Annotated in this window: 18 protein-coding genes and 1 other RNA gene; 3 read left to right on the top strand and 16 right to left on the bottom strand. The window is 67.7% G+C overall.

Going from position 1 to position 20069, the window contains the following annotated elements; translation table 11 throughout:
* Positions 1–18 precede the first annotated feature (18 nt).
* From secA to AAEX60_RS06530, 4 genes are read right to left on the bottom strand one after another with little or no spacing between them, the layout of a single operon-like run.
* Positions 19–2763: a preprotein translocase subunit SecA gene (secA, locus tag AAEX60_RS06545; protein ID WP_446721283.1), complete on the bottom strand. Its 2745-nt coding sequence runs from the start codon at positions 2761–2763 to the stop codon at positions 19–21.
* Between the two features lie 45 nt (positions 2764–2808).
* Positions 2809–4023, bottom strand: a complete 1215-nt coding sequence (locus AAEX60_RS06540) for a winged helix-turn-helix domain-containing protein (RefSeq protein WP_342102032.1) — start codon at positions 4021–4023, stop codon at positions 2809–2811.
* Entirely contained in the window at positions 4016–4465 is a 450-nt protein-coding gene (locus AAEX60_RS06535) for an NUDIX hydrolase (protein WP_342102031.1), read from the bottom strand. Before AAEX60_RS06535 ends, AAEX60_RS06540 begins: the two co-directional genes overlap by 8 nt.
* Before the next feature lie 55 nt (positions 4466–4520).
* A complete protein-coding gene (locus tag AAEX60_RS06530) occupies positions 4521–5021 on the bottom strand; it encodes an NUDIX hydrolase (RefSeq protein WP_342102029.1) in 501 nt (166 codons plus the stop codon).
* Positions 5022–5259: 238 nt separating this feature from the next.
* Between AAEX60_RS06530 and AAEX60_RS06525 the strand changes: the two genes are divergently transcribed.
* On the top strand, positions 5260–5958 hold the full coding sequence (locus tag AAEX60_RS06525; protein ID WP_342102028.1) for a type 1 glutamine amidotransferase: 699 nt from the start codon (positions 5260–5262) through the stop codon (positions 5956–5958).
* A gap of 4 nt (positions 5959–5962) precedes the next feature.
* On the opposite strand, the gene hpf is transcribed toward AAEX60_RS06525, so the two are convergent.
* The 6 genes from hpf to AAEX60_RS06495 form a co-directional block, all read right to left on the bottom strand.
* Complete coding sequence (gene hpf / locus AAEX60_RS06520) at positions 5963–6559, bottom strand: ribosome hibernation-promoting factor, HPF/YfiA family (RefSeq protein WP_342102027.1); 597 nt, start codon at positions 6557–6559, stop codon at positions 5963–5965.
* Positions 6560–6691: 132 nt separating this feature from the next.
* Positions 6692–7435, bottom strand: a complete 744-nt coding sequence (locus AAEX60_RS06515) for a ComF family protein (protein WP_342102025.1) — start codon at positions 7433–7435, stop codon at positions 6692–6694.
* 137 nt (positions 7436–7572) lie between these two features.
* Positions 7573–9294: an LpqB family beta-propeller domain-containing protein gene (locus AAEX60_RS06510; protein WP_342102024.1), complete on the bottom strand. Its 1722-nt coding sequence runs from the start codon at positions 9292–9294 to the stop codon at positions 7573–7575.
* Positions 9291–10805: an MtrAB system histidine kinase MtrB gene (mtrB, locus tag AAEX60_RS06505; protein WP_342102061.1), complete on the bottom strand. Its 1515-nt coding sequence runs from the start codon at positions 10803–10805 to the stop codon at positions 9291–9293. The genes AAEX60_RS06510 and mtrB overlap by 4 nt, the downstream gene beginning before the upstream one ends.
* A gap of 32 nt (positions 10806–10837) precedes the next feature.
* Positions 10838–11545 carry an MtrAB system response regulator MtrA gene (gene mtrA / locus AAEX60_RS06500; protein ID WP_342102023.1) on the bottom strand — a complete coding sequence of 236 codons (708 nt, stop codon included), beginning with the start codon at positions 11543–11545 and terminating at the stop codon, positions 10838–10840.
* A 61-nt stretch (positions 11546–11606) separates the two neighbouring features.
* Positions 11607–12167 (bottom strand): YqgE/AlgH family protein, encoded by a 561-nt coding sequence (locus AAEX60_RS06495; RefSeq protein WP_342102060.1) that lies wholly within the window; start codon positions 12165–12167, stop codon positions 11607–11609.
* A 55-nt stretch (positions 12168–12222) separates the two neighbouring features.
* Here AAEX60_RS06495 and AAEX60_RS06490 point away from each other — a divergent pair, with 55 nt between their 5' ends.
* Positions 12223–13821 (top strand): TatD family hydrolase, encoded by a 1599-nt coding sequence (locus tag AAEX60_RS06490; RefSeq protein ID WP_342102022.1) that lies wholly within the window; start codon positions 12223–12225, stop codon positions 13819–13821.
* A 288-nt stretch (positions 13822–14109) separates the two neighbouring features.
* On the opposite strand, the gene AAEX60_RS06485 is transcribed toward AAEX60_RS06490, so the two are convergent.
* On the bottom strand, positions 14110–15381 hold the full coding sequence (locus tag AAEX60_RS06485) for an ATP-binding protein (protein ID WP_342102021.1): 1272 nt from the start codon (positions 15379–15381) through the stop codon (positions 14110–14112).
* A gap of 212 nt (positions 15382–15593) precedes the next feature.
* On the opposite strand from AAEX60_RS06485, the gene AAEX60_RS06480 reads away from it, so the two are divergent.
* Positions 15594–16016: a protein-tyrosine phosphatase family protein gene (locus tag AAEX60_RS06480; RefSeq protein WP_342102019.1), complete on the top strand. Its 423-nt coding sequence runs from the start codon at positions 15594–15596 to the stop codon at positions 16014–16016.
* A 111-nt stretch (positions 16017–16127) separates the two neighbouring features.
* On the opposite strand, the gene ssrA is transcribed toward AAEX60_RS06480, so the two are convergent.
* From ssrA to smpB, 5 genes are all read right to left on the bottom strand, one after another.
* Positions 16128–16497, bottom strand: a transfer-messenger RNA (tmRNA) gene (ssrA, locus tag AAEX60_RS06475).
* A 124-nt stretch (positions 16498–16621) separates the two neighbouring features.
* Positions 16622–17281, bottom strand: coding sequence for a DUF1707 and DUF4870 domain-containing protein (locus tag AAEX60_RS06470; protein WP_342102017.1), 660 nt, complete (start codon positions 17279–17281; stop codon positions 16622–16624).
* A gap of 79 nt (positions 17282–17360) precedes the next feature.
* The gene (locus AAEX60_RS06465; RefSeq protein ID WP_342102015.1) at positions 17361–17729 is read right to left on the bottom strand and encodes an FKBP-type peptidyl-prolyl cis-trans isomerase; all 369 of its coding nucleotides are present in this window, start codon (positions 17727–17729) and stop codon (positions 17361–17363) included.
* Positions 17730–17748: 19 nt separating this feature from the next.
* A complete protein-coding gene (locus tag AAEX60_RS06460) occupies positions 17749–19575 on the bottom strand; it encodes a DUF2207 domain-containing protein (protein WP_342102013.1) in 1827 nt (608 codons plus the stop codon).
* Complete coding sequence (gene smpB, locus AAEX60_RS06455; RefSeq protein ID WP_342102011.1) at positions 19572–20048, bottom strand: SsrA-binding protein SmpB; 477 nt, start codon at positions 20046–20048, stop codon at positions 19572–19574. Before smpB ends, AAEX60_RS06460 begins: the two co-directional genes overlap by 4 nt.
* Positions 20049–20069 lie beyond the last annotated feature (21 nt).

The raw sequence follows: 20069 nt of genomic DNA, 5'->3' as shown, positions 1-20069 counted from the left end.
GAGTGCCTTCCCCGGGGGTTACCTGCCACTCTTGCCATGGCACTGCTTGAACTTCTTGCCGGAACCGCACGGGCACTGGGCATTGCGGCCCACCCCGGCATAGGGGTCCTCGGCGGGCCCCGCCCGACGGGCCTCGGCCTCCCCGGTCTCGTCGGGGGCGGTGTAGGTGAGCTCCTGGGCGCGCCGCGGGGCCAGGCCCTTGGCCTCGATCTTCGGCTGGCTGTCCAGCATGGAGTCGACGTCCACGGCCTGGCCGTCCTGGCCGGTCACCAAGCCCACCTGCGGCTCCTGGTTGACCTGCACCTCCAGGTTGAACAGGAAGCCGACGACCTCCTCCATGAAGGCCTCCATCATGGCGTTGAACATCACGCCACCCTCGCGCTGGTACTCCACCAGGGGGTCACGCTGGGCCATGGCGCGCAGGCCGATGCCCTCGCGCAGGTAGTCCATCTCGTACAGGTGCTCGCGCCACTTGCGGTCCAGCACCGTCAGCAGCACCTGGCGCTCCAACTCGCGCATGGTGCTCTCGCCGAGCTCCTCCTCGCGTTCGTCGTAGGCACCCATGGCGTCCTCGATGAAGGCGTCGACGATGGTCTGCACGTCCTGCTCGTCGTGGAACTCCTCCTCGATGATCCCCACCGGGTAGAGGGTGCGCATCTCATTCCACAGGCCGGGCAGGTCCCAGTCCTCGTGGAAGCCCTCGGTGCGGGCGCGCACCCCGGCCTCCACGACGCGCTTGGTGGTGTCGCGCAGCTGCTGCTCGACGTCGACGCCCTCCAGCACCTTGCGCCGGTCGGCGTAGATGGCGTGCCGCTGGCGGTTCATCACGTCGTCGTACTTGAGGACGTTCTTGCGGATCTCGAAGTTCTGCGCCTCCACCTGCTTCTGGGCGCTCTCGATGGAGTTGCTGATCCACCGGTGCTCGATGGGCTGGTCATCCGGCACCTTGAGGGTGATCATGGCGCGCTCGACGACGTCGGACTTGAACAGGCGCATCAGGTCGTCGCCCAGGCTCAGGTAGAAGCGGGACTCGCCCGGGTCTCCCTGACGGCCGGAGCGGCCCCGCAGCTGGTTGTCGATCCGGCGGGACTCGTGCCGCTCGGAGGCCACGACGTACAGGCCACCGGCCTCGGCCACCTCTTCATGCTCATCGGCCACCTGCTGCTCGATCTCGGCCAGGGTGGTGGGCCAGGCCGCCTCGTACTCCTCCGGGGTCTCCACCGGATCCAGCCCCTTGTTGCGCAGCACCTGGTCGGCCAGGAACTCGGCATTGCCGCCCAGCATGATGTCGGTGCCACGGCCGGCCATGTTGGTGGCCACGGTGACGGCGCCCTTGCGGCCGGCCATCGCGACGATCCCGGCCTCACGCTCGTGCTGCTTGGCATTGAGGACCTCGTGCGGGACGCCGGCCTGGGTGAGCATCTGGGAGATGATCTCGCTCTTGTGCACGCTGGCGGTGCCGATCAGCACCGGCTGGCCCTTCTGGTGCCGCTCGGTGACGTCGGCGACGACGGCCTCGAACTTGGCCTGTTCGGTGCGGTAGATCAGGTCCTTCTGGTCGATCCGCTGCATCGGCTTGTTGGTGGGGATGACCACCACGCCCAGACCGTAGATCTTCTGGAACTCGCTCTCCTCGGTCTTGGCGGTGCCGGTCATGCCGGAGAGCTTCTCGTACATGCGGAAGAAGTTCTGCAGGGTGATGGTGGCCAGCGTCTGGTACTCGTCCTTGATCTCGACGCCTTCCTTGGCCTCGAGGGCCTGGTGCAGGCCTTCGTTGTAGCGCCGGCCAATCAGGGTGCGGCCGGTGTGCTCGTCGACGATCAGCACCTCGCCGTCCATCACGACGTAGTCCTTGTCCCGCTTGAACAGCTCCTTCGCCTTGATGGCATTGTTCAGGTAGCCGATCAGCGGGGTGTTGGCGGACTCGTACAGGTTGTGGATGCCCAGCCGGTCCTCGACGGCCTCGATGCCGCTGCCGGTGACGGAGATGGTCTTCTTCTTCTCGTCCACCTCGTAGTCGACGTCGCGCTCCAGCCGGCCGGCCAGCTTGGCGAACTCGGGGTACCAGGAGTGGTCGTCCTCGGCGGGGCCGGAGATGATCAGCGGGGTACGCGCCTCGTCCACCAGGATGGAGTCCACCTCGTCGACGATGGCGAAGTAGTGGCCCCGCTGGACGCACTCGTCGATGCTGAGCGCCATGTTGTCGCGCAGGTAGTCGAAGCCGAACTCGTTGTTGGTGCCGTAGGTGATGTCGGCGTTGTAGGCGGCCCGCCGCTCCACCGGGTCCATGTTGGACAGGATCACGCCCACCTCCAGACCCAGGAAGTGGTGCACGCGGCCCATCTGCTCGCTCTGGTAGCGGGCCAGGTAGTCGTTGACCGTGACCACGTGCACGCCCTTGCCGGTGATGGCATTCAGGTACGCGGGCATCAGGGCGACGATGGTCTTGCCCTCACCGGTCTTCATCTCGGCGATGTTGCACAGGTGCAGGGCCGCTCCGCCCATGATCTGCACGTCATAGGGGCGCTTGCCCAGCACCCGCTTGCAGGCCTCGCGGACGGTGGCGAAGGCCTCGGGCATCAGGTCGTCCAGGCTCTCACCGTCGGCGTGGCGCTGCTTGAACTGCTCGGTCTGCGCGCGGAGTTCCTCGTCGCTCATGGCGACGTAGTCGTCCTCGATGCTGTTGACCTGTTCGGCGACCTTCTGCAGCTTCTTCAGCGTGCGGCCCTCGCCGACGGAAAGCAGCTTGTCCATGAAGCCCATGTGGTCGAATCCTTTTGCCGGGGGTGATGTCAGACTCATCCCATCCTAGGGGGTGATCGGAATCACTTCGGCCAGGTCTCCCCGCGGCTCGACGTCAATCCTTGCCAGCCCCAGCCACGCCGCCAGGGTGCGCAGCTCCGTGAGCAGTTCTGACGCGATGAACTCTGGCGCCAGGCCGGTCCCCGGCTCCAGCCAGGCCGCCCGGACCCGCAGCATGCCAGCGGCCCGGTCCGCCTTCAGGTCCACCCGCGCCGCGAACCGCTCCCCCAGCAGGAAGGGGTAGACGTAGTAGCCGTAGCGCCGCTTGGCCTCGGGAACATAGATCTCGATCTTGTAGTCCAGCCCGAACAGCGCCAGCGCACGCCGACGTTCGAAAATCAGCGAATCAAAAGGACTGATCAGCGCCCGGGCGGTGATCGTGCGCGGGATTCGGGGGTGCCCGTCGCCGGTCCACAGCCAGGTGCGGGCCGGCCAGCCCTGCACCGTGACCTGCTCCAGCTCTCCCATGCTCTCCAGGGTGGCGACGGCGGTGCGGGTGCGCGCCCGGCCCAGCCGGAAGTAGTCGGCCAGGCAGCCCTCGCTGGCGATCCCCAGTGCCCTCGCGGCCCGACGGACCAGGATCACATGGCTGTCGTCGATGCTGGGCGTCGCTCTGGTGACGACGGCCGACGGGAGGATCCGTTCCGGCAGGTCGTAACGTCGTTCGAAGGCCTGGTTGCGGCTGGCCGAGGTGATCTCGCCGCACCAGAAGAGCCATTCCAGGGCGGTCTTGGTGGCCGACCAGTTCCAGCCCCAGTTGCGTCGGTCGCGCTGCTCGTCGCGCTCGATCTGCCGGGCGGTGATCGGGCCGCGGGTGCGCACCTCGTCGCGGACAAATTCCACCAAGCCCGGGTGTTCCTGGCTCACCCGGACGATGCCACCCCAGGCCTCCTGCTGGGCATGCGCCATCCGGAAACGCAGGGCGGGCTGCAGGTTCACGTCGATCAGGCTGGCGGCGTGACCCCAGTACTCGAACAGCCGCCGGGGAGCCCGGCCGCAGGCCCGGGTGAGCAGGTTGGTGTCGTAGGGGCCGAGCCGGCTGTAGAGCGGGAACTCGTGGGCCCGGGCGACGACATTGATCGAGTCGATCTGGAATTGCGCCAGCCGGTCGATCTGTGCCTGGACATCGCGCATGGTGATGGTGCGCTCGGGGCGGGGCCGTCCGAATCCCTGCGCGGCCAGCGCGATCCGTCGGGCCTGCGAGAGGCTGATATCACGCATGGGTGATCCGGCCCAGCAGTCCCAGGAGGTGGTCCACGGTGCTGACATGTGGCAGGTTGGAGATCTCCTCGAGAGTGAACCACCCGGCCATGTCGCTGCTGCCGTCGGTCTCGAAGGTCAGCTCCCCGCCGACAGTCCGGGCCTCGTGGAAGACCTGGATGATCCGGAGGGGGCGGTGCCCCCCGGCCAGACGTTCCTCGGCATCAACCTCGAACGTCCGCACGCCCAGGAGCCGGCCGACCTCGACGTGGTACCCAGTCTCCTCCAACAGTTCACGCGTGATGCCGTCGACGATCTGTTCGCCGAACTCGATGCCGCCACCCGGGCAGGTCCACGCCGGGCTGTCCGGCCCGATCCATCGGCTGAGCAACACCCGCCCCGCGTCGTCGCGGACCAGCGCGTAACCCGCCAGCCGGGTGTCGTAGTCGGTGTAGTCGAGCATGGTCGTGAGCCTAGCGACCAAGACTGACAATTCAGGCCGCCCAGCCCGGGCCGGTTCACTCGCGGGTGACGATTACCTTGGGCGCATTGCCGATCCGAGCGAGTTCGGTGGCGAAGAAGGTCGGGTACGCCACTCGGGTCTCCCCAAATCCGGCCAGTGGCACCCACTCCATCCACTCCCGCACCCCGTCGAGCGTGGTGCTCTGGTGCTCGATCGCTGTGAGGCGAGTGTCGTAGCGCATCAGGTAGTAGAAGGTCAGCTCATGGCAGGTCTTGCCGGACAGGCTCTGCGATGAGGAGTCGGTGAAGAAGTTCTCGTGGATGAATGCCAGCCGCTCCACTTCCAGCGGCACGCCCGTCTCCTCCAGCACCTCGCGACGAACAGCGTCCTGCGCAGTCTCGCCGTGGTGAACTCCCCCACCTACGGAGTACAGGTAGTCGTCCCGGTGGTTGCGGGCCATCAACACGCAGCCGTCGTGCAGGATGATGGCTGCCGCCCGATAGCGGAACCACCGGCCATCGTCGTCGAAGGCACAATCTCGCGTGGCACTGGTCATGCTGCGAGCTTCCCACGAGGTGGCACAAGTCATAGCTTCGGCTCATGACAAAGGCAGAAAGACATGCCGCCCGCGAAGCGATAGCGAACTACCACGAGCAGCAGTTGGGCGGACTGATCGCCCACGTGGCCGAGACAATCGATGACAGTTCCAGGTCCACCTGGCCAGCCGCATCACGATGAATTCTTCGGCGCCGGCGGAATGGGGAGCCCACGAGAGGTCCACTACCCTCATGGGCATGGCCAAGAAACCCCGCATCACCGTCCTGCAGCCCGAAGCCGATGTCCCGCTGGAGCGCTTCGACGCGTGGTTGCGGCAGGGCCTCCGGCTGACGGTGATCGACCTGGCGACCAAGGACGTGCCCAACCTGGAGACCATCGGCGATGGGTTGGTGGTGCTGGGCGGACGAATGAGTGCCCACGACGACGTGCCGTGGATTGGCCAGGTGAAGGACCTGATTGCCGACGCCCATGCCATCGACCTGCCCATCCTGGGCATCTGCCTGGGTCACCAACTGCTCGCAGAAGCCTTGGGGGGCCAGGTCAGCGTCGCGGATGAGCGTGGCCCCGAGGACGGCCCCGTGGAGCTGGAATGGTTGGCCGGCGCGGCCGAGGATCCGGTACTTGCCGCCATCGCCCGCAGCGGTGCGCCCGTGCCCATGAGTCATCACGATGCGGTCAGCGCGCTGCCCGAAGGAGCCACCGAGTTGGCCCGCAGCCAGACCTACCCCAATCAGGCCTTCCGGCTGGGTTCGGCCGTCGGAGTGCAGTTCCACCCCGAGGCCTCGCCCGAACTGATCCAGTACTGGTGGGCCAGCGAACACAAGTCGAAGGCCACCACCATGCTGGACCGGATGAAAGCCGTCGACCACCTGACCGAACCCGCCTGCCGCAGCATCGCGGAGGGCTTCGTCAGCCAGGTGGTCGACGGCGCGTGAGGCCTCAGGCCTTGCTGAGGTGGATCACGCCGTAGTCATAGCCCTTGCGGCGGTAGACGACGCTGGGCAGCTCGGATTCCGCGTCGACGTAGAGGAAGAAGTCATGCCCCACCAGCTCCATCTCGTCCAGGGCCTGGGCGAGGGTGAGCGGCGCGGAGCTGAACTCCTTCTCCCGGACCACCAGGGGCCCGTCCCCGGTGACCTCCATCCCGGCGACGGTGTGCTTGGTGGGGACGTCCTCCTCCACCACGGGCGCCGGCGCCATCTCGGAGACCACCTGGGCGGCGCGCAGCCCGCGGTGGCTCTTGCGCCGGTCGGAAGCCTTGCGCAGCTGGGTCTTCAGCCTGTCCATCGCCTTCTCGAAGGCGACCATCTTGTCCTCGGCATGGGCCTCGGCCCGGATCACGGGGCCCTTGCTGCGCAGGGTGATCTCACACAGCATGTTGTCGTGGGGGTTGCCCTTGGACTCCTCGGCGGTGAACTCGACCTCGGCGCGGATCACCCGATCCCGCAGCCGCTCGACGGTGGCCAACCGATCGGTGACCTGTTCGCGTACGGCGTCCGTGACGGTGCAGTGGCGCCCGGTGACGACGATGTCCATGGTGATCCTCCTCGATCATGGGCCGACGGTTACCCGTCGGCCGTGACAATGAGCACGGCACGACCCGCAAGGGCCCCAAGAAGCGTCTTCCGGAGGCTTGCACGTCGTGCCATAACCAAACGTTACCGCTTATCAGACCCGTTTCAACGGTTCCGTGAAAAATCTTTGCGGGTGGGCCACGACGGCCGCTCCCAGGACCGTCCAGCCGGCCGCCCGCAAGGCCCGTTCCCCCTCGGTGAGGCTGGCCCCCGTGGTGCAGATGTCGTCGCACAGCACCGCCAGCCGGACCCCTCGGGGTGGCCGGGCACGCATGCTGCCGCGCTGATTGCGCACCCGTTGTTCCCGGCCCAGCGCGGACTGGTCCGCCACCCGATGGACCCGACGCAGGGCGGGCACCACCACCAGCGTCGGCCCACCGGCCTCCGGCGAGCCACGGCGCCGGCGCACCACGCCGCGCACCAACGCCGTCGCGTGGTCAAAACCCCGCTCGCGCACACTTCTGGGGCTGGACGGGATTGGCACCAGGGCCACCATCGTGGCGGGCGAGGCCCGGGGCAACAGGTCCTGCAGGAGCGCCTCCACAGCCAGCCACAACTGCCCGGCCAGCACCCCGGTCAGGGTCCACGCCCCGCGGTCCTTGTGGGCGCTGAGCATCTCCCTCAACGGCCCGGCATAACGACCGGCGCAGTAGACCCGCCCCACCAGCGCCGGACCCAGGGCCGGCGTGTCCCGCATCGGCCCGCCGACGACGGGCAGACCGGCGCGGCAGGTGGCACACAACCCCAGCCCGGCGCGTTGGCAACCGGGGCAACAGGCGCCCAACAACAGGTCGAACAGGGCATCCAGCACTCGTCGTAGGAATGGGGTCATGGTCATGGCCCCAGTCTTGGCCGCCATCGAGCCGCGGCCAAGCAGCCCCCGGCACCCTGTGGACAATTCCTCGGCCGCGCGAAAATGGTGGACAACCTCTCAGGAATCGGATTGTGGCAAGTCAGGCGGCCAGAACCTCCTGCTCAGGACCCCATGGTCAGAGCGGCTACCCGACGCGGCAGGCCGCGCCAACGCCAGGGCGAGTCGTAGCGCAACACATCCCCCTCCGCGGTGCGCAACAGGGCCACCGCGGTCTGCGCCTGGGGCCGGGTCATGAGTTCCACCAGCTCGCTGTCCCCTACCGGACCAACAGGATCCACCTGCGCCCCGTCAATGCTCACCAGGTAACCGCTGGCCCGGGCACCGACGTGTTGGGCGGCCAGCACCATCAGTTCCTCCTGGCCGGTCCAGCCGACGTCGACCACCTGCGCCAGCTCCAGCTGGGAGACCTGCAACGGGAGCCGTCGATAGCCGTCGATGGTCTGCTCGTGGATCCGCATCAGCCCCAGCTCGGTCCGACCCTGCCGCTCCAGCACCAGCGCGAGTCTGGTCTGGTCGGGCGAGACCGCGAAATTCCGCACGGTGCCGCCGGCCAGTTCGGGAATGTGCACCGAGGCAGCTGCGCCGTCGCGGGTGGCCCGGTGGATCGCTCGTGCACCGTCGCCGCCGGTGGCCACCCACAACTCACCGGTGGCGGTCATGACCGGCCGACCCAGGCCGGGGGCGGACAGCCTGGTCCGGGCCTTCGCCTGCCCGGGCACGGCCGTGACCAGCCGGTTGCCCTCACGATTGACCACGGCCACCACCCCGGGTTCCGGTTGGGACGCGGCAGCGATCCGCCCAGGGCGGCCGATTCCGGCCCCCGTTCCCAGCACTCCGGACAGGGGCGTGAACACGCCATCCATGTCCAGCCGGCCGACTGCCTGGCCGATCACCGCCAGCGGGTCCTCCTGGGAGGCGGCGGGCAACCCGGAACCGCCGGGCAGCTGGTCCAGATTGACCTCACTTCCCCACGGTTGACCGTCCACCACCACCCGGATCCGACGAATCTCGGCGAAGGGCTGCAGGGTCCAAGCAATCTGGGTCAGTGCCCGGCTGCGCTCCGGCTCGGGCAGGTTGGCCACCGCCCGCTCCAGCGGCACCTCCGCCACCCCGTCGTCCACTGCAACGGCCGGCATCCCCAGCTTGGTGCCCACAGGCAGCGCGCTGGCGACCGTCGGCGCCAGCCATCCCGACGGCCCCCGCAACAGCGCCTGCACCACATCGGCCGGGCTGGCGGGATTGCGAGCCAACCAGACCCGTTCCGGGACCAGGGTCTGGCTGCCCCGGGCGAAGAACCACACGGTGGTGGGCGTGAACCGGTGCAGCAAGGTGTATTGGCTGACCAGCAGGCCGGCCGGCGGATTGTTGATCCGCCACTGCCCGTCCACCTGTTCCATGGTGAAGCTCTGCCGCAGCATCCGGCCGCGCGCCGGGGTGTAGTGACCACCCTCGTCCAGGGTCCCCACCACCCGCGCCTGCAACCCGGCGGCAGTGCTGCCGGGCAGACTGCTGCGGGTGTCCCCGTCGAAGACGGTCACCCCGGCCTGCGGATCCCACCGGCTGGCGGCCTGCGGCGTCAGGTACTGCCGGGCCACCTCGAAACCGGGCTCCAGGGAGGCCATCGCATCCAGGAAGCCGGCCAGCACGACGTCCGGAGAGGCACCCGGTTGCGGCGCGACCGGATGCACCTGCACGCCCCGCTCCACCCTCGCCCTGCTGGCCGGGCTGACCTTCACGACGTCGCCGGAGGTGGGCACGCCGGAGCAGGCGGCCAAGGTGACGACGCACGCCATCGCCAGGGACAGCCGGCCCGCCCGCCTCATCGTGGCTCCCGCGGCACCAGCGGCAGTGGACTGCCGGTCAACGCCACCTCGGGGTCCCGGGGCAGCACCAGCAGGAACTGGGCGCCCTTGCCCGGCCGACCCCAGGCCTTGAGCCACCCGTGGTGCAGGCTGGCATCCTCCAGGGAGATCGCCAGCCCCAGCCCGGACCCGCCCACGCTACGGGTGCGGCTGGGGTCGGCCCGCCAGAAGCGGTGGAAGACCTGCTCGGCCAGGTGCGGCGCAAAACCCACGCCCTTGTCCCGCACGGTCAGCGCAACGGCCTGCGCGTCGGCACCGATGGTGACCACCACCGGCTGCCCCTCCCCGTGCTCGATGGCATTGGTGACCAGGTTGCGGATGATCCGGGTGATGCGACGGGCATCCATCGGCGCCAGGGCCTGACGCTCGCCGCGCAGCCGGACCACACAGCCCTGCTGCTCGGCCAGGGGTTGCAGGGCCAGCACCTCGCGTCGGGCCAGGTCCACCAGGTCGTGCTCCTCCAGGCTGAGCACCGCCGCGCCGGCGTCAAATCGGCTGATCTCCAGCAGGTCGGACAGCAGGGCCTCGAAGCGGCCCAGCTCATCCTGCATCAGTTCGGTGCTGCGGGCGGCGAAGGGGTCCAGCCCGTCACGGCCCTCGTAGAGCAGGTCGGCGGCCATCCGGACCGTGGTCAGCGGCGTGCGCAGCTCGTGGGAGACGTCGGAGACGAAGCGCTGCTGCACCCGGGAGAGTCCCTCCAGCCGTTGGATCTGGCTGGTCAGGGTGGCCGCCATGTCGTTCATGGAACTGCCCAGGCTGGCCAGGTCGTCGGTGCCGCGCACCCGCATCCGCTCCTCGAAGTGTCCCGACGCGATCCGGGAGGCCGCAATGGAGGCTTCCCGGATGGGCGCCACCACCTGCCGGGCCACCAGCCAGGCGATCCCGGCCAGGGCCGCCAGGAGCAGCGCCCCGGTGGACGCCACGGCCCGCTGAAGCAGCTGGATGGTCTGCGCCTCATGCGTCTGGGGAAAGATGAAGTAGACCGGGTAGGTCTCGGCACCTGATGGTGCCTGCAGCGTGGCGCCCACTGCGAGCCCGGGCTCGTCCTCCCGGTCCGGGTCGGCCCAATCCACCAAGGTTGGGGTGGCGTACATCCCGTCGTCGGCGGCCACCTGGATGGCCAGTCTCTCCGGAACGCTGCGCTCGGTGATGGCCGGCGAGACGAAGCGGGAGACCGGCCCCTGGATCACCACCTGGTACTGGCTGGGCTGGCCACCGGCTTCGTCGGCCAGCTGGTTGAGCCGCTCGTACAGGGATGATCGCGGCAGGTCCCCGGAGCGGAGTTGGCTCTGCATCCGGTCCAGTGCGACGGTGGCCTGGGCGACGGCCGACTGGCGTTTGCCCGCCAGCACCCCCTCGGTGGCCTGGCGCATCAGGAAGAGGCTGCCCAGCAGCAGCACCAGCACCGAGCCGGTGAGCGTGAGCGCAATCACGCGCAGGGGCAGGGATGACCACCACAGCCGGTTGACCATCTCCCCCGGATTGCGCCACCCGGGACGCTCACTCACGGCTCGAAGACCGCACCCGCCCGGTAGCCGACGCCCCGGACGGTGACCACGATCTCCGGGTGCTCCATGTCGCGTTCCACCTTGGAGCGCAACCGCTGCACGTGCACATTGACCAGCCTGGTGTCGGCCGGGTGCTGGAAGCCCCAGACCTCCTCCATCAGCGTCTCCCGGCTCAGCACCTGCCCCGGCTTGCGCGCCAGGGTGAGCAGCATGTCGAACTCCAGCGGGGTGAGCTGGATCAGCTTGTCCCCGCGGCGCACCTGGTGGCTGCTGGTGGAGATCACCAGGTCACCGATCCGGTACAGGTCCCCCTCCCCGTGGCTGTCGGCCCGCCGCAGCCGGGTACGGATCCGGGCGATCAGTTCCTTGGCCTTGAAGGGTTTGCTGATGTAGTCATCGGCACCGGCCTCCAGCCCGCCGACGACATCCATGGTGTCGCTCTTGGCGGTGAGCATCACGATTGGCACCCCGGACTCGGCCCGGAGGTCCCGGCAGATCTCCACCCCGTCGCGGCCGGGCAGCATCAGATCCAGCAGCACCAGGTCCGGGTGGTACTCCCGGAAGGCATCGAGTGCACGGTCGCCGGAGCTGCACCACTGGCTGGCATAGCCCTCCTGGGACAGGACCAGTTGCAGCATCTCGGCCAGCGCTGCGTCGTCGTCCACCACCAGAATGCGGCTGCCGGGCTGGCTGCTCTCGCTCATCGGTCCTCCTGCGATCCACCGCCAATGATAACGGTTTGATAACCGAATCCCGCGGCACGCGCTAGTTGTAGTTGGGATCCTCAACCCAGGTGGAGAACCATGCCAGGTCGGCGCCCTGGCGACGCAATGCGCGGCGCCACAGACCCAGCGGGTTGGCGCCAAAGATGTCCTCGTCCCGGGCCGGCACCCGGTGCCAGTCGCCGCGCACCAGCTCCGATTCCAACTGGCCGGCATCCCAGCCGCAGTAGCCGGCGAAGATCCGCAGGTCCGAATAGGCGCCGTCGATGATCTCGATCGGGGTGTCCAGGTGCAGCAGCCCCAGGTCGGCGGTGATCCGACGCCAGCCCGGCGGCTCGTCGTGCGGATGGGCCAACTTGGCGACGCAGACCGCCCCGTCGGGCGAGATCGGCCCGCCCTCGAAGAGCACCTGCGGTGGGCAGACCTGCTCGGCCCACCGCGGCAGCACATCGGTGAGCTGGGTCTCGGAGAAGCGGTTCAGAATGACGCCCAAGGCGCCCGACTCGTCGCAGTCCAGCAGGAAGATCGCCCGCTGATCCCAGTAGTCGTCGGCCATGCCTGCCCGTGCCAGCAGCAATTCGCCGGCCTTGGGGCGGTTGGGCATTCTCACGTCGCCAGTCTTGCACGCCCACCCAGGCGGAAAAAGGTAGATTGCCCCGGTGACCCACAGTGAGCGCTTTGCCCGGCTACGTCTGGTTCTCGGCGACGAGGGGCTGGTTGCCCTGCAGGGCTCCACGGTTATGGTGCTCGGTCTGGGCGGAGTGGGCTCCGCCTGCGCGGAGGCCCTGGCCCGCGGCGGCGTCGGGGGGTTGGTCCTGCTGGACCGCGACGTGGTGGAGGAGAGCAACATCAACCGTCAGGCCCTGGCCTTCCTGTCCACCGTCGGGCGGGTCAAGGCCGAGGTGATGGGTGAGATGGTGGCCGACATCAACCCGGATTGCCGCACCATCACCCAGCAGGTCTTCCTCAGCCCGGAGAACCTGGCCGACACGCTGGACGCCCATCCCCGCCCGGACTACGTGATCGACTGCATCGACACCATCTCCCAGAAGCTCGCGATCGCCCAGTGGTGCGCCGAGCGGGGACTGCCTCTGCTCTCCTCCATGGGCGCAGCCAACAAGCTGGACCCAACCCAGCTGGAATTCGCCAGCATCGAGCGGACCCGCTCCTGCCCCCTGTCCCGGGTGATCCGACGGGAATGCCGTCGCCGCGGCATCGCCGGGCTGGAGGTGCTGTCCTCCCGGGAGTTGCCGGTGGCCGTCGACTCCAGCGGGGGTTGGTCCAAGAGCGAGACGTTGGGTTCGATGAGCTACATGCCACCGGTGATGGGCCAGATGCTGGCCGGGCTGGCGATCCGACGCCTGGCCGGTCTGGCCCCCATGCCCGCGCCCCCGCACCTCGTCCACCGCACGCCGGAGCAGCCGGTCACCCTGCTGGACAGCCACCACCACTTCGACTTCCTCACCGGCGTCCGGGCTCGTCGGCATTTCCTGGCGCAGCTGGCCAGTGACGACGTCCGGCTGGTGGCCCAGACGCTGGCCCCGTCCGACTTCATGGAGCTGGTCGCCCAGTCGAACGAGCTGGGAGACGGGACTCCCCTGCCGTTGTGGTCGGTCGGCTTCCACCCCTGGTACATCGAGGACGCCGATCACGCCCAGGCGGAGCTTGCGGTCTTCGCCCAAGCCGTACAGCAGACCCGCTTCGTCGGCGAGGTGGGGCTGGACTTCAGCCCCCGTCGGCTGGAGCAGGCTCCGCCAGACCTGCAACGACGAGTGCTGCGGGAGCTGCTGGAGCACACCTGTCAGGCCGCGGAGCAGGGTTCCACCGGCCAACCCCACGTGGTGTCCCTGCACGCGGTTCGCTCCGCCGGCGACGTCCTGGACCTGCTCACCGAGCTGGATGCCACCAACCGCAATGTGGTGCCGGTCTTCCACCGCTTCGGTGGCACCAGCAATGACCTGACCCGGCTGATCAAGCTGGGCGGCCACCTGTCCGTGCACCCACAGCTGCTCACCCGCAAGCGTGGCCGGGCCTTCCTGCAGCAGGTGCCCGCGGATCGCCTGCTGCTGGAGAGTGACCTCCCCCGTGAACGGACGCCCGGGGAGGAGCAGGAGGACCCGCAGGAGACCGCCGCCGAGGCAGCGCGGGAGTTGGTGAGCTCTCTCACCCAGACCCTCACCGCCCTCTCGCAATTACGCCAGTGGGACATGGCCACCGAGATCACCCAGACCCAGTCCCGCCTCTACGGGATCGGCTGACGGTTACGGCTCCCGTTGGGCAAGCCCGTGTCAGAGCGGTACCCGGGCTGGTGTACACGGTTGTCGGCGACGAGATCCGCATCGCCAACTGCCGCTACCATTACGGCGATGACCGCAGCCTGGGAAACGGTTGCAGAAGCCACGAAAGGACACAGCAAGGCCGGGGCTGCTTCAGCAGCCCCGGCCTTGCCAAACAGAGGGTTGTGGTGGAGCTCAGGGGGCACGTGTCGAACACCTCACATGGAGTGATCACCTGCTGCTGATCCTCGTGTCGACCGACGCGTACGATCAGTACAGCATCGCCAGCGGTATCAACGCGACGCCGTCTGAACGTCGCCCAGCGGTATCTCCCGCATAAAGGACGATCTTGTCAACGAGCCGGTCACCGATGCGTTCGCCGAGCCAGTGAAGATGTTCGACGTGACGATCCGTGATGGTCTTCGCCAGTTTCACCTCGATACCAAGCACTGTCCCATCGAAGCGCTCTACGATCAGATCCACTTCTTGGCGTCCGCCACGCGTTCGCAGGTGGAACACCTTGGCTTCAGCTGATGTCGCCGCCGCCCGCACGGCCAGCGTCGCAAGGCTCTCGAACAGCTGACCGAAGAGTTCCGCGGTGCCTGCGGCACCGCTGGTGAGCTTCTCCTCCGTGACACCCAAGAGATGTGCGGCAAGGCCGGGATCGCAGAGCTGATGCTTGTCGCCAACGGTCAATCGCCCCAGCGGCTGCACTGACGGCGTCCAGGCAGGCACCGGATCCAGCACCCAGATCTTGTCCAACAGGTTCCGGTAGACCTGTACCGACGCCTTGGCAGGCTTGTCGCCAGCGCCCGCAGTAGCCGCATTCAGGATCGTCGAGTAGGCCGCGTCCGTTGACGAGGCCGCTGCATATGCCGTCATCCATGCGCGCAGCGATTCAGGTCGACGCACCCGCATCCCCATGTCCACCAAATCCCGATCGATGATACGCGTCGCATAACCCTCAAGAGCATGTCGCCGCAGCTTCGGCGGCAACTCATTGATCGCCGGAAACCCCGAACTGCAAATCTCGCGGGCATAGTCCCGATGTGTGAAGTCACAGCTCCCAGTGAGTGCGGCCGTACCCTCAAATAGGTCTGCGAGGGAGATCGTCGGACGGGTCGATCTCCGTTCAGCAAGACTGAGCGGGCGCATGCGCAGGGACACAATCCGGGCAGCGCCCGAATGCGTGTCGACGCCGTCGTGCGGGGACGCGCTTCCTGTCAGGAGGAACTTCGTGGGAACCCTGGCGTCCACCAGTCGCCGAACGCGATCCCAGACCTCCGGCTGGCGTTGCCACTCGTCCACGCACACCCTCGCCTCTCGGGTGAGCAACCCAGCCGAGTCCAGTTCATATGCCTGGCGAACATCCGCAGAATCCAGATTCAGGACCGCGTCGCAGTGGCGAGTTGCCGTCTCCGTCTTGCCCACAGCTTTCGGCCCGTCGAGCGCCACTGCAGGCAAGCCCGCCAAGAGTTCTTCGACTTCCGCATCGAGATAGCGCGGGAGATACTCGCCCCCCACTCCAACCGTCCGCAGCATCACACCCCCTACTGGCCGTCCTGCCCGCACCTTACTGGCCATTCTGACCAAAATCTACCAGTCATTTCGCCCAGGCACTGGGTGGAGAACCCGTTGGGCTCTATTTCTTTGCCCAAGCCTAGACCTGCCGCCACCTGATCAGGGGGCCGCGTGTAAGCACCCGGCACAGCTGAAAGATCCGTTGCTCCTCGACGAAGATGGAGAATGGCGACATGACCTGGTCCTTGGACGAGCCCGGCGTCCTCGCGCTGCCCAGCGGACGCCTCCTACGAGGGCGGCGCTGGACGACCACCGTGAAGAACCCACCCGATCTGGGGCTCTACGCGCTGTGGCGCGACCCCACGCCCGACTGGCCTTACCGCTGGATTCGATGGCCAGACTTCGGACTACCGATCCACGGCAAGGCAGCGTGGACAACCATCGAACAGACTTGGCAGGCCGCAGAATCCCAGCGCATCGAAGTCGCCTGCGGCGGCGGAAAGGGCCGCACCGGAACCATCCTTGCCGCCATGGCCATCCTTGAAGGACTCAGCGCCGACGACGCCATTGCCTGGGTACGGACCCACTACGACCAACACGCCGTCGAAACTCCATGGCAACGCACATGGCTCCAACACCGTCGAGATCCCCGATAGTCCGCATCCTGGCCAATCCCGCACACGGATCTTCCTTGCCCTCACTCAGTTCACCAGCAAACAGCAAGGCCGGAGCTGCTGATGCAGCCCCGGCCTTGTCAAACAGGGTTGTGGTGGAGGTGGCGGGAATTGAACCCGCGTCCTCAAGAGGCGAACCAGGCATTCTCCGGGCGCAGCTGTGGTTGACGCTTTTCTCGGCCCCCACGCTCTCTACAGCACGTCGTGGACAGGCCCAGTATCAGTAAAGTCCCGATCAACCCCTGACACACAGGTTGATCAGCAAGCCTTCTGGATGAGGCCAGCTACCGGGTCGAAGGCTAAACCCGGGCTGACCCTTCGGTCACTGCTCAGGCAGCGAGAGCGAAGTCTGCGCGATTGGTGTCGGCAGTTATAGGTTTCCGGGGAACATTTACGTGTTGACCCTGGATTCACGGCCCGCTTCTCCTGGAACTACCGTCCCAAGTCGAAACCAGTCACCCCCCTGTTGAGTTGTCCTGCCCGTGGGCAGTGCCGGGTTTCACCAACACCCGGTTCTTGCCATGCTACTCGTACAACGTGCCCAGCACCAATGGATATTCCCTTGGACAAGCTCGGGGACCGTGGCGTCAGCGGCCGAGTTCCTTGAGGTCGCGCCCCTGCGGACGGCCCTCGTCGAGCGGCCGCAACGGGACCACGCGGCTTACGGGGTTTCGCCAGTCGTCACCCGACGCCGCGTGCGCGATGCCGGCGACGGTGAGCACCAGCCAGGTGATCCCCAGCACACCGCTCAGCGCGCCGCCCAGGAAGCCCTCGGTCAGCGCGCCGGTGATCGCCATCACCAGCAGCGCCACCAGCTGGAAGTTGAAGGCCTTGGCGGCCTCGCGTCGCGCATAGCTCTGGTGCGGGGCCAGCGCGTAGCAGACCGCCGGGCCGACGAAGAAGGATCCCAGGCCGCTCAGGTGGGCGATGGTGGCTCCGGCACGGCCTGCGGGGCCGGGAACGCCGGTCGGCCGGCTGGAACGCATCAGCAGGCTGGCGCCGGTACCCACGGGCACCCGGGCCAGACCCTCGAAGGCGCGGTTCATCTCGCGTCGGGTGGTGGCCTGGAGCACCGTCTCGACCCGGGCGTCGAGTTCATAGATGGTCAACCGACCCTCGGCGTAGGCCTGCTGGAGGTAGCCGAGGCTTCGTTCCCGTTGCTCTTCGGTGACGGGCAGGCCGAGCGACGGATGCTCGAAGGCGGACATCAGGGGCTGCTTTCGGGTGGGCGCGATGGTGGTGGACATGTCTTGATTGTTGCCCGCCCACCACCACCGCACCATCGGGGCCAGCCCTGAGGCCGCCCCGAAATCAGCCGGGTTCGGGTCAGCGGACGGCCAGCAGATCGCAGACGAAGATCAGGGTCTCGCCGGGGGCGATCACGCCGCCCGCACCACGCTCGCCATAGGCCAGGTGCGGCGGGATCACCAGCTTGCGCCGGCCGCCCACCTTCATGCCCTGGATGCCGGTGTCCCACCCGGAGATGACCTGGCCGGAACCCAGGTTGAACTGCAGCGGGCCGCGGCCATAGCTGGAGTCGAACTCTTCACCGGTGGAGAAGGCGACGCCGACATAGTGCACGGCCACGGCCATGCCGGCCTTGGCCTCGGGTCCATCACCCTCCACCAGGTCGGTGATCTCAAGGTCGGTGGGCGCGGGGCCCTCGGGGAAGTCGATTTCAGGCTTTTCAGTCATGCGGCAAGCCTGCCACATCTCACCAGCTGCCGACGCCCCCGCCGCCGCCACCGCCACCGGAGAAGCCGCCTCCCCCACCGAAGGAGGACCCACCGCCGAAGCCGGAGCCGGAATGACCCACCGACGACGGCACGTGGATCTCGGGCGCCGCGGCATGGTCGATGGTGTTCAGCGAGTTGTTGAAGACGTAGAAATTCCAGTGGTCATAGGGACCGTAGTACCAGACCGGCGGCTCGGCGCTCAGCCGGCCCATCCGGACCAACTGGGCACACAGGTCGGCCCAGCGATCGGTCAGGCCGAACAGGATCGCCCACGGCAGGTAGCGGGAGAAGATGTCCTCCCCCTCCTCGAAGCGCAGCTGGTCGGCCTCCGCGGTGGCCAGGTAGGTGCGGAAACCCTCCACCTGGTCGGTCAGGGCCCGGCCCAGGCCGGTGCGCTGGCCTCGACGAGCCTTGGAGCGCACCACCAGCACCGTCAGGGCCAGCGGAATCACCGGCAGCAGCAGCCACAGCACGCTGGACAGCGTCCCGCCGAAGAAGAACCAGGCGAAGGCCAACATCATCACGCCGGAACAGCCGAAGCTGGCGCCCGTTGCCGACGGGACGGCGGTGAACCAGCGGTTGCTGGCCACCTGGTTGCGGACGCTGGTCACCAGCGCGGAGTGCGCCAGATGCATCGAGCCCTGGTCGGAGAGGTCGATCTCCTCGCTGCCTGCACCCCCGAACAGCCGCTGCAGCAAGACCTGTTCGTGTGGCCGGGTGGCCACCGAGGGGTCCACCAGTTGCACCCTGGCCGAACCGGGTTCGCTGGAAAGCTTCACCGCACCCCGTACCGCCAGATCAACCAATGTCGCGGTCGTTTCCTTGGTGTCCAGGATGCCGTCGGCCAGCAGCCCGGCCTCGGCGACGCTGATCCGGGGTGGGGAGAAGGCGACGGGGATCTCGATGTCGTCGCTGGGCTTCTGCGGAGTGCGCTCCCCCGGCCCCGGAATGACCCCGGGTGGCAGGCCGACGTAGCGCAGGTCACGCCCGCGTCGCCGCCACCACATCATGCCTAGCAGCGGCGAGACGACCAGGCTGAGCAGCCCGGCGCCCATCCCCACCTTCTGCAGAGCCACTTCGTCGGCATCGGCCCGGCTGGTCAGGTGTGGGGCATTGTCGCTGATCTTCCCGGCGCCGATCTTGGCGGCGACGGTGAGTACCTCGCCGGGTGCCTTGCTGGCCTGGGTGAACTCGGCCTTGCCGCCGTTCACCCGCGCGCTGCTGCAGTCCGACTTGCTGGGTGGCGTCGCGGAGGAGCACAGGACGTCCTTGACTCCGCCCGGCACGCTCACCGACACGGTGATGTTGCGCACCATCGGGGTCTCGCCGCTGATCGCGTCCCAGCTGAACTCGTCGTAGCCGGAGAAGGTGCGCATCGCGCCGACGATCTCATAGGTGATGGTGTAGGTCACGGAGCGGGTCTGGATGTACTGACCGGCACTACCGATCCGGAGGGTGTAGTTCTCATTGCGGCCGTCGACGTCAGTGCGCGGCTGCCACTGCGCCGAGGCGCCGTCGCTGGCGCTGACCCGAACATTCTCCACCCCATAGACCGCGTCGTGCCGGTCGTCATAGGCCTCCCGGGTGACGAAGGAGCGGGTGATCCCCTGCCGGCCGCTGCTGCCGAAGCGGTAGACCAGCGTCTCGGTGGCCCTGACCCGGCCGTTGGGTTGCACCGCGTACTGGATCGCCCAGGAATCCACCGAATCGGTTGCCGCCCAGGCAGGTTGTGGGTTGACGACGCCCAAGAGGGCGAACAGGGTGGTGAACAGCCCCAGCAGGGCCGCCCGCAGGCCCCTGGTCATCCGCGTCGCCGGTTGCGCTCGGCCAGCTCCCGCTGGGTCTCCCGGTTCATGTCCCGCTCCCGGATGGTCTGGCGCTTGTCCCAGTCCTTCTTGCCGGTGCCGACGGCGATCTCCACCTTGGCGTAGCCGTCGTTGAAGTAGACCGCCAGCGGGACGATGGTCTTGCCGGTGTTGCCCACCTCCCGCTCCAGCTTGTCGATCTCGCGCCGGTTGAGCAGCAGCTTGCGGGTGCGCTTGGCCGCGTGATTGGTCCACGTGCCGAAGGCATATTCCGGGATGTGGGCATTGCGCAGCCAGACCTCGCCGTCGTCGACGGTGGCGAAGGCATCCACCAGCGAGCAGCGCCCATTGCGCAGGCTCTTCACCTCGGTACCGGTGAGCACCATCCCGGCCTCATACTTCTGCCCGATGTGGTAGTCGTGCAGCGCCTTCTTGTTCTGGGCGATGAGTTTGCGGCCCTTCTCGCGTGGCACGTGCTCTCCCTGGGGTTCTTC

The organism is Luteococcus sp. H101 (genome assembly GCF_038433155.1).
GTDB lineage: Bacteria > Actinomycetota > Actinomycetes > Propionibacteriales > Propionibacteriaceae > Luteococcus.
Note: the sequence above shows the minus strand (reverse complement) of the source record. Positions and strands in the feature narration are given on the sequence as shown.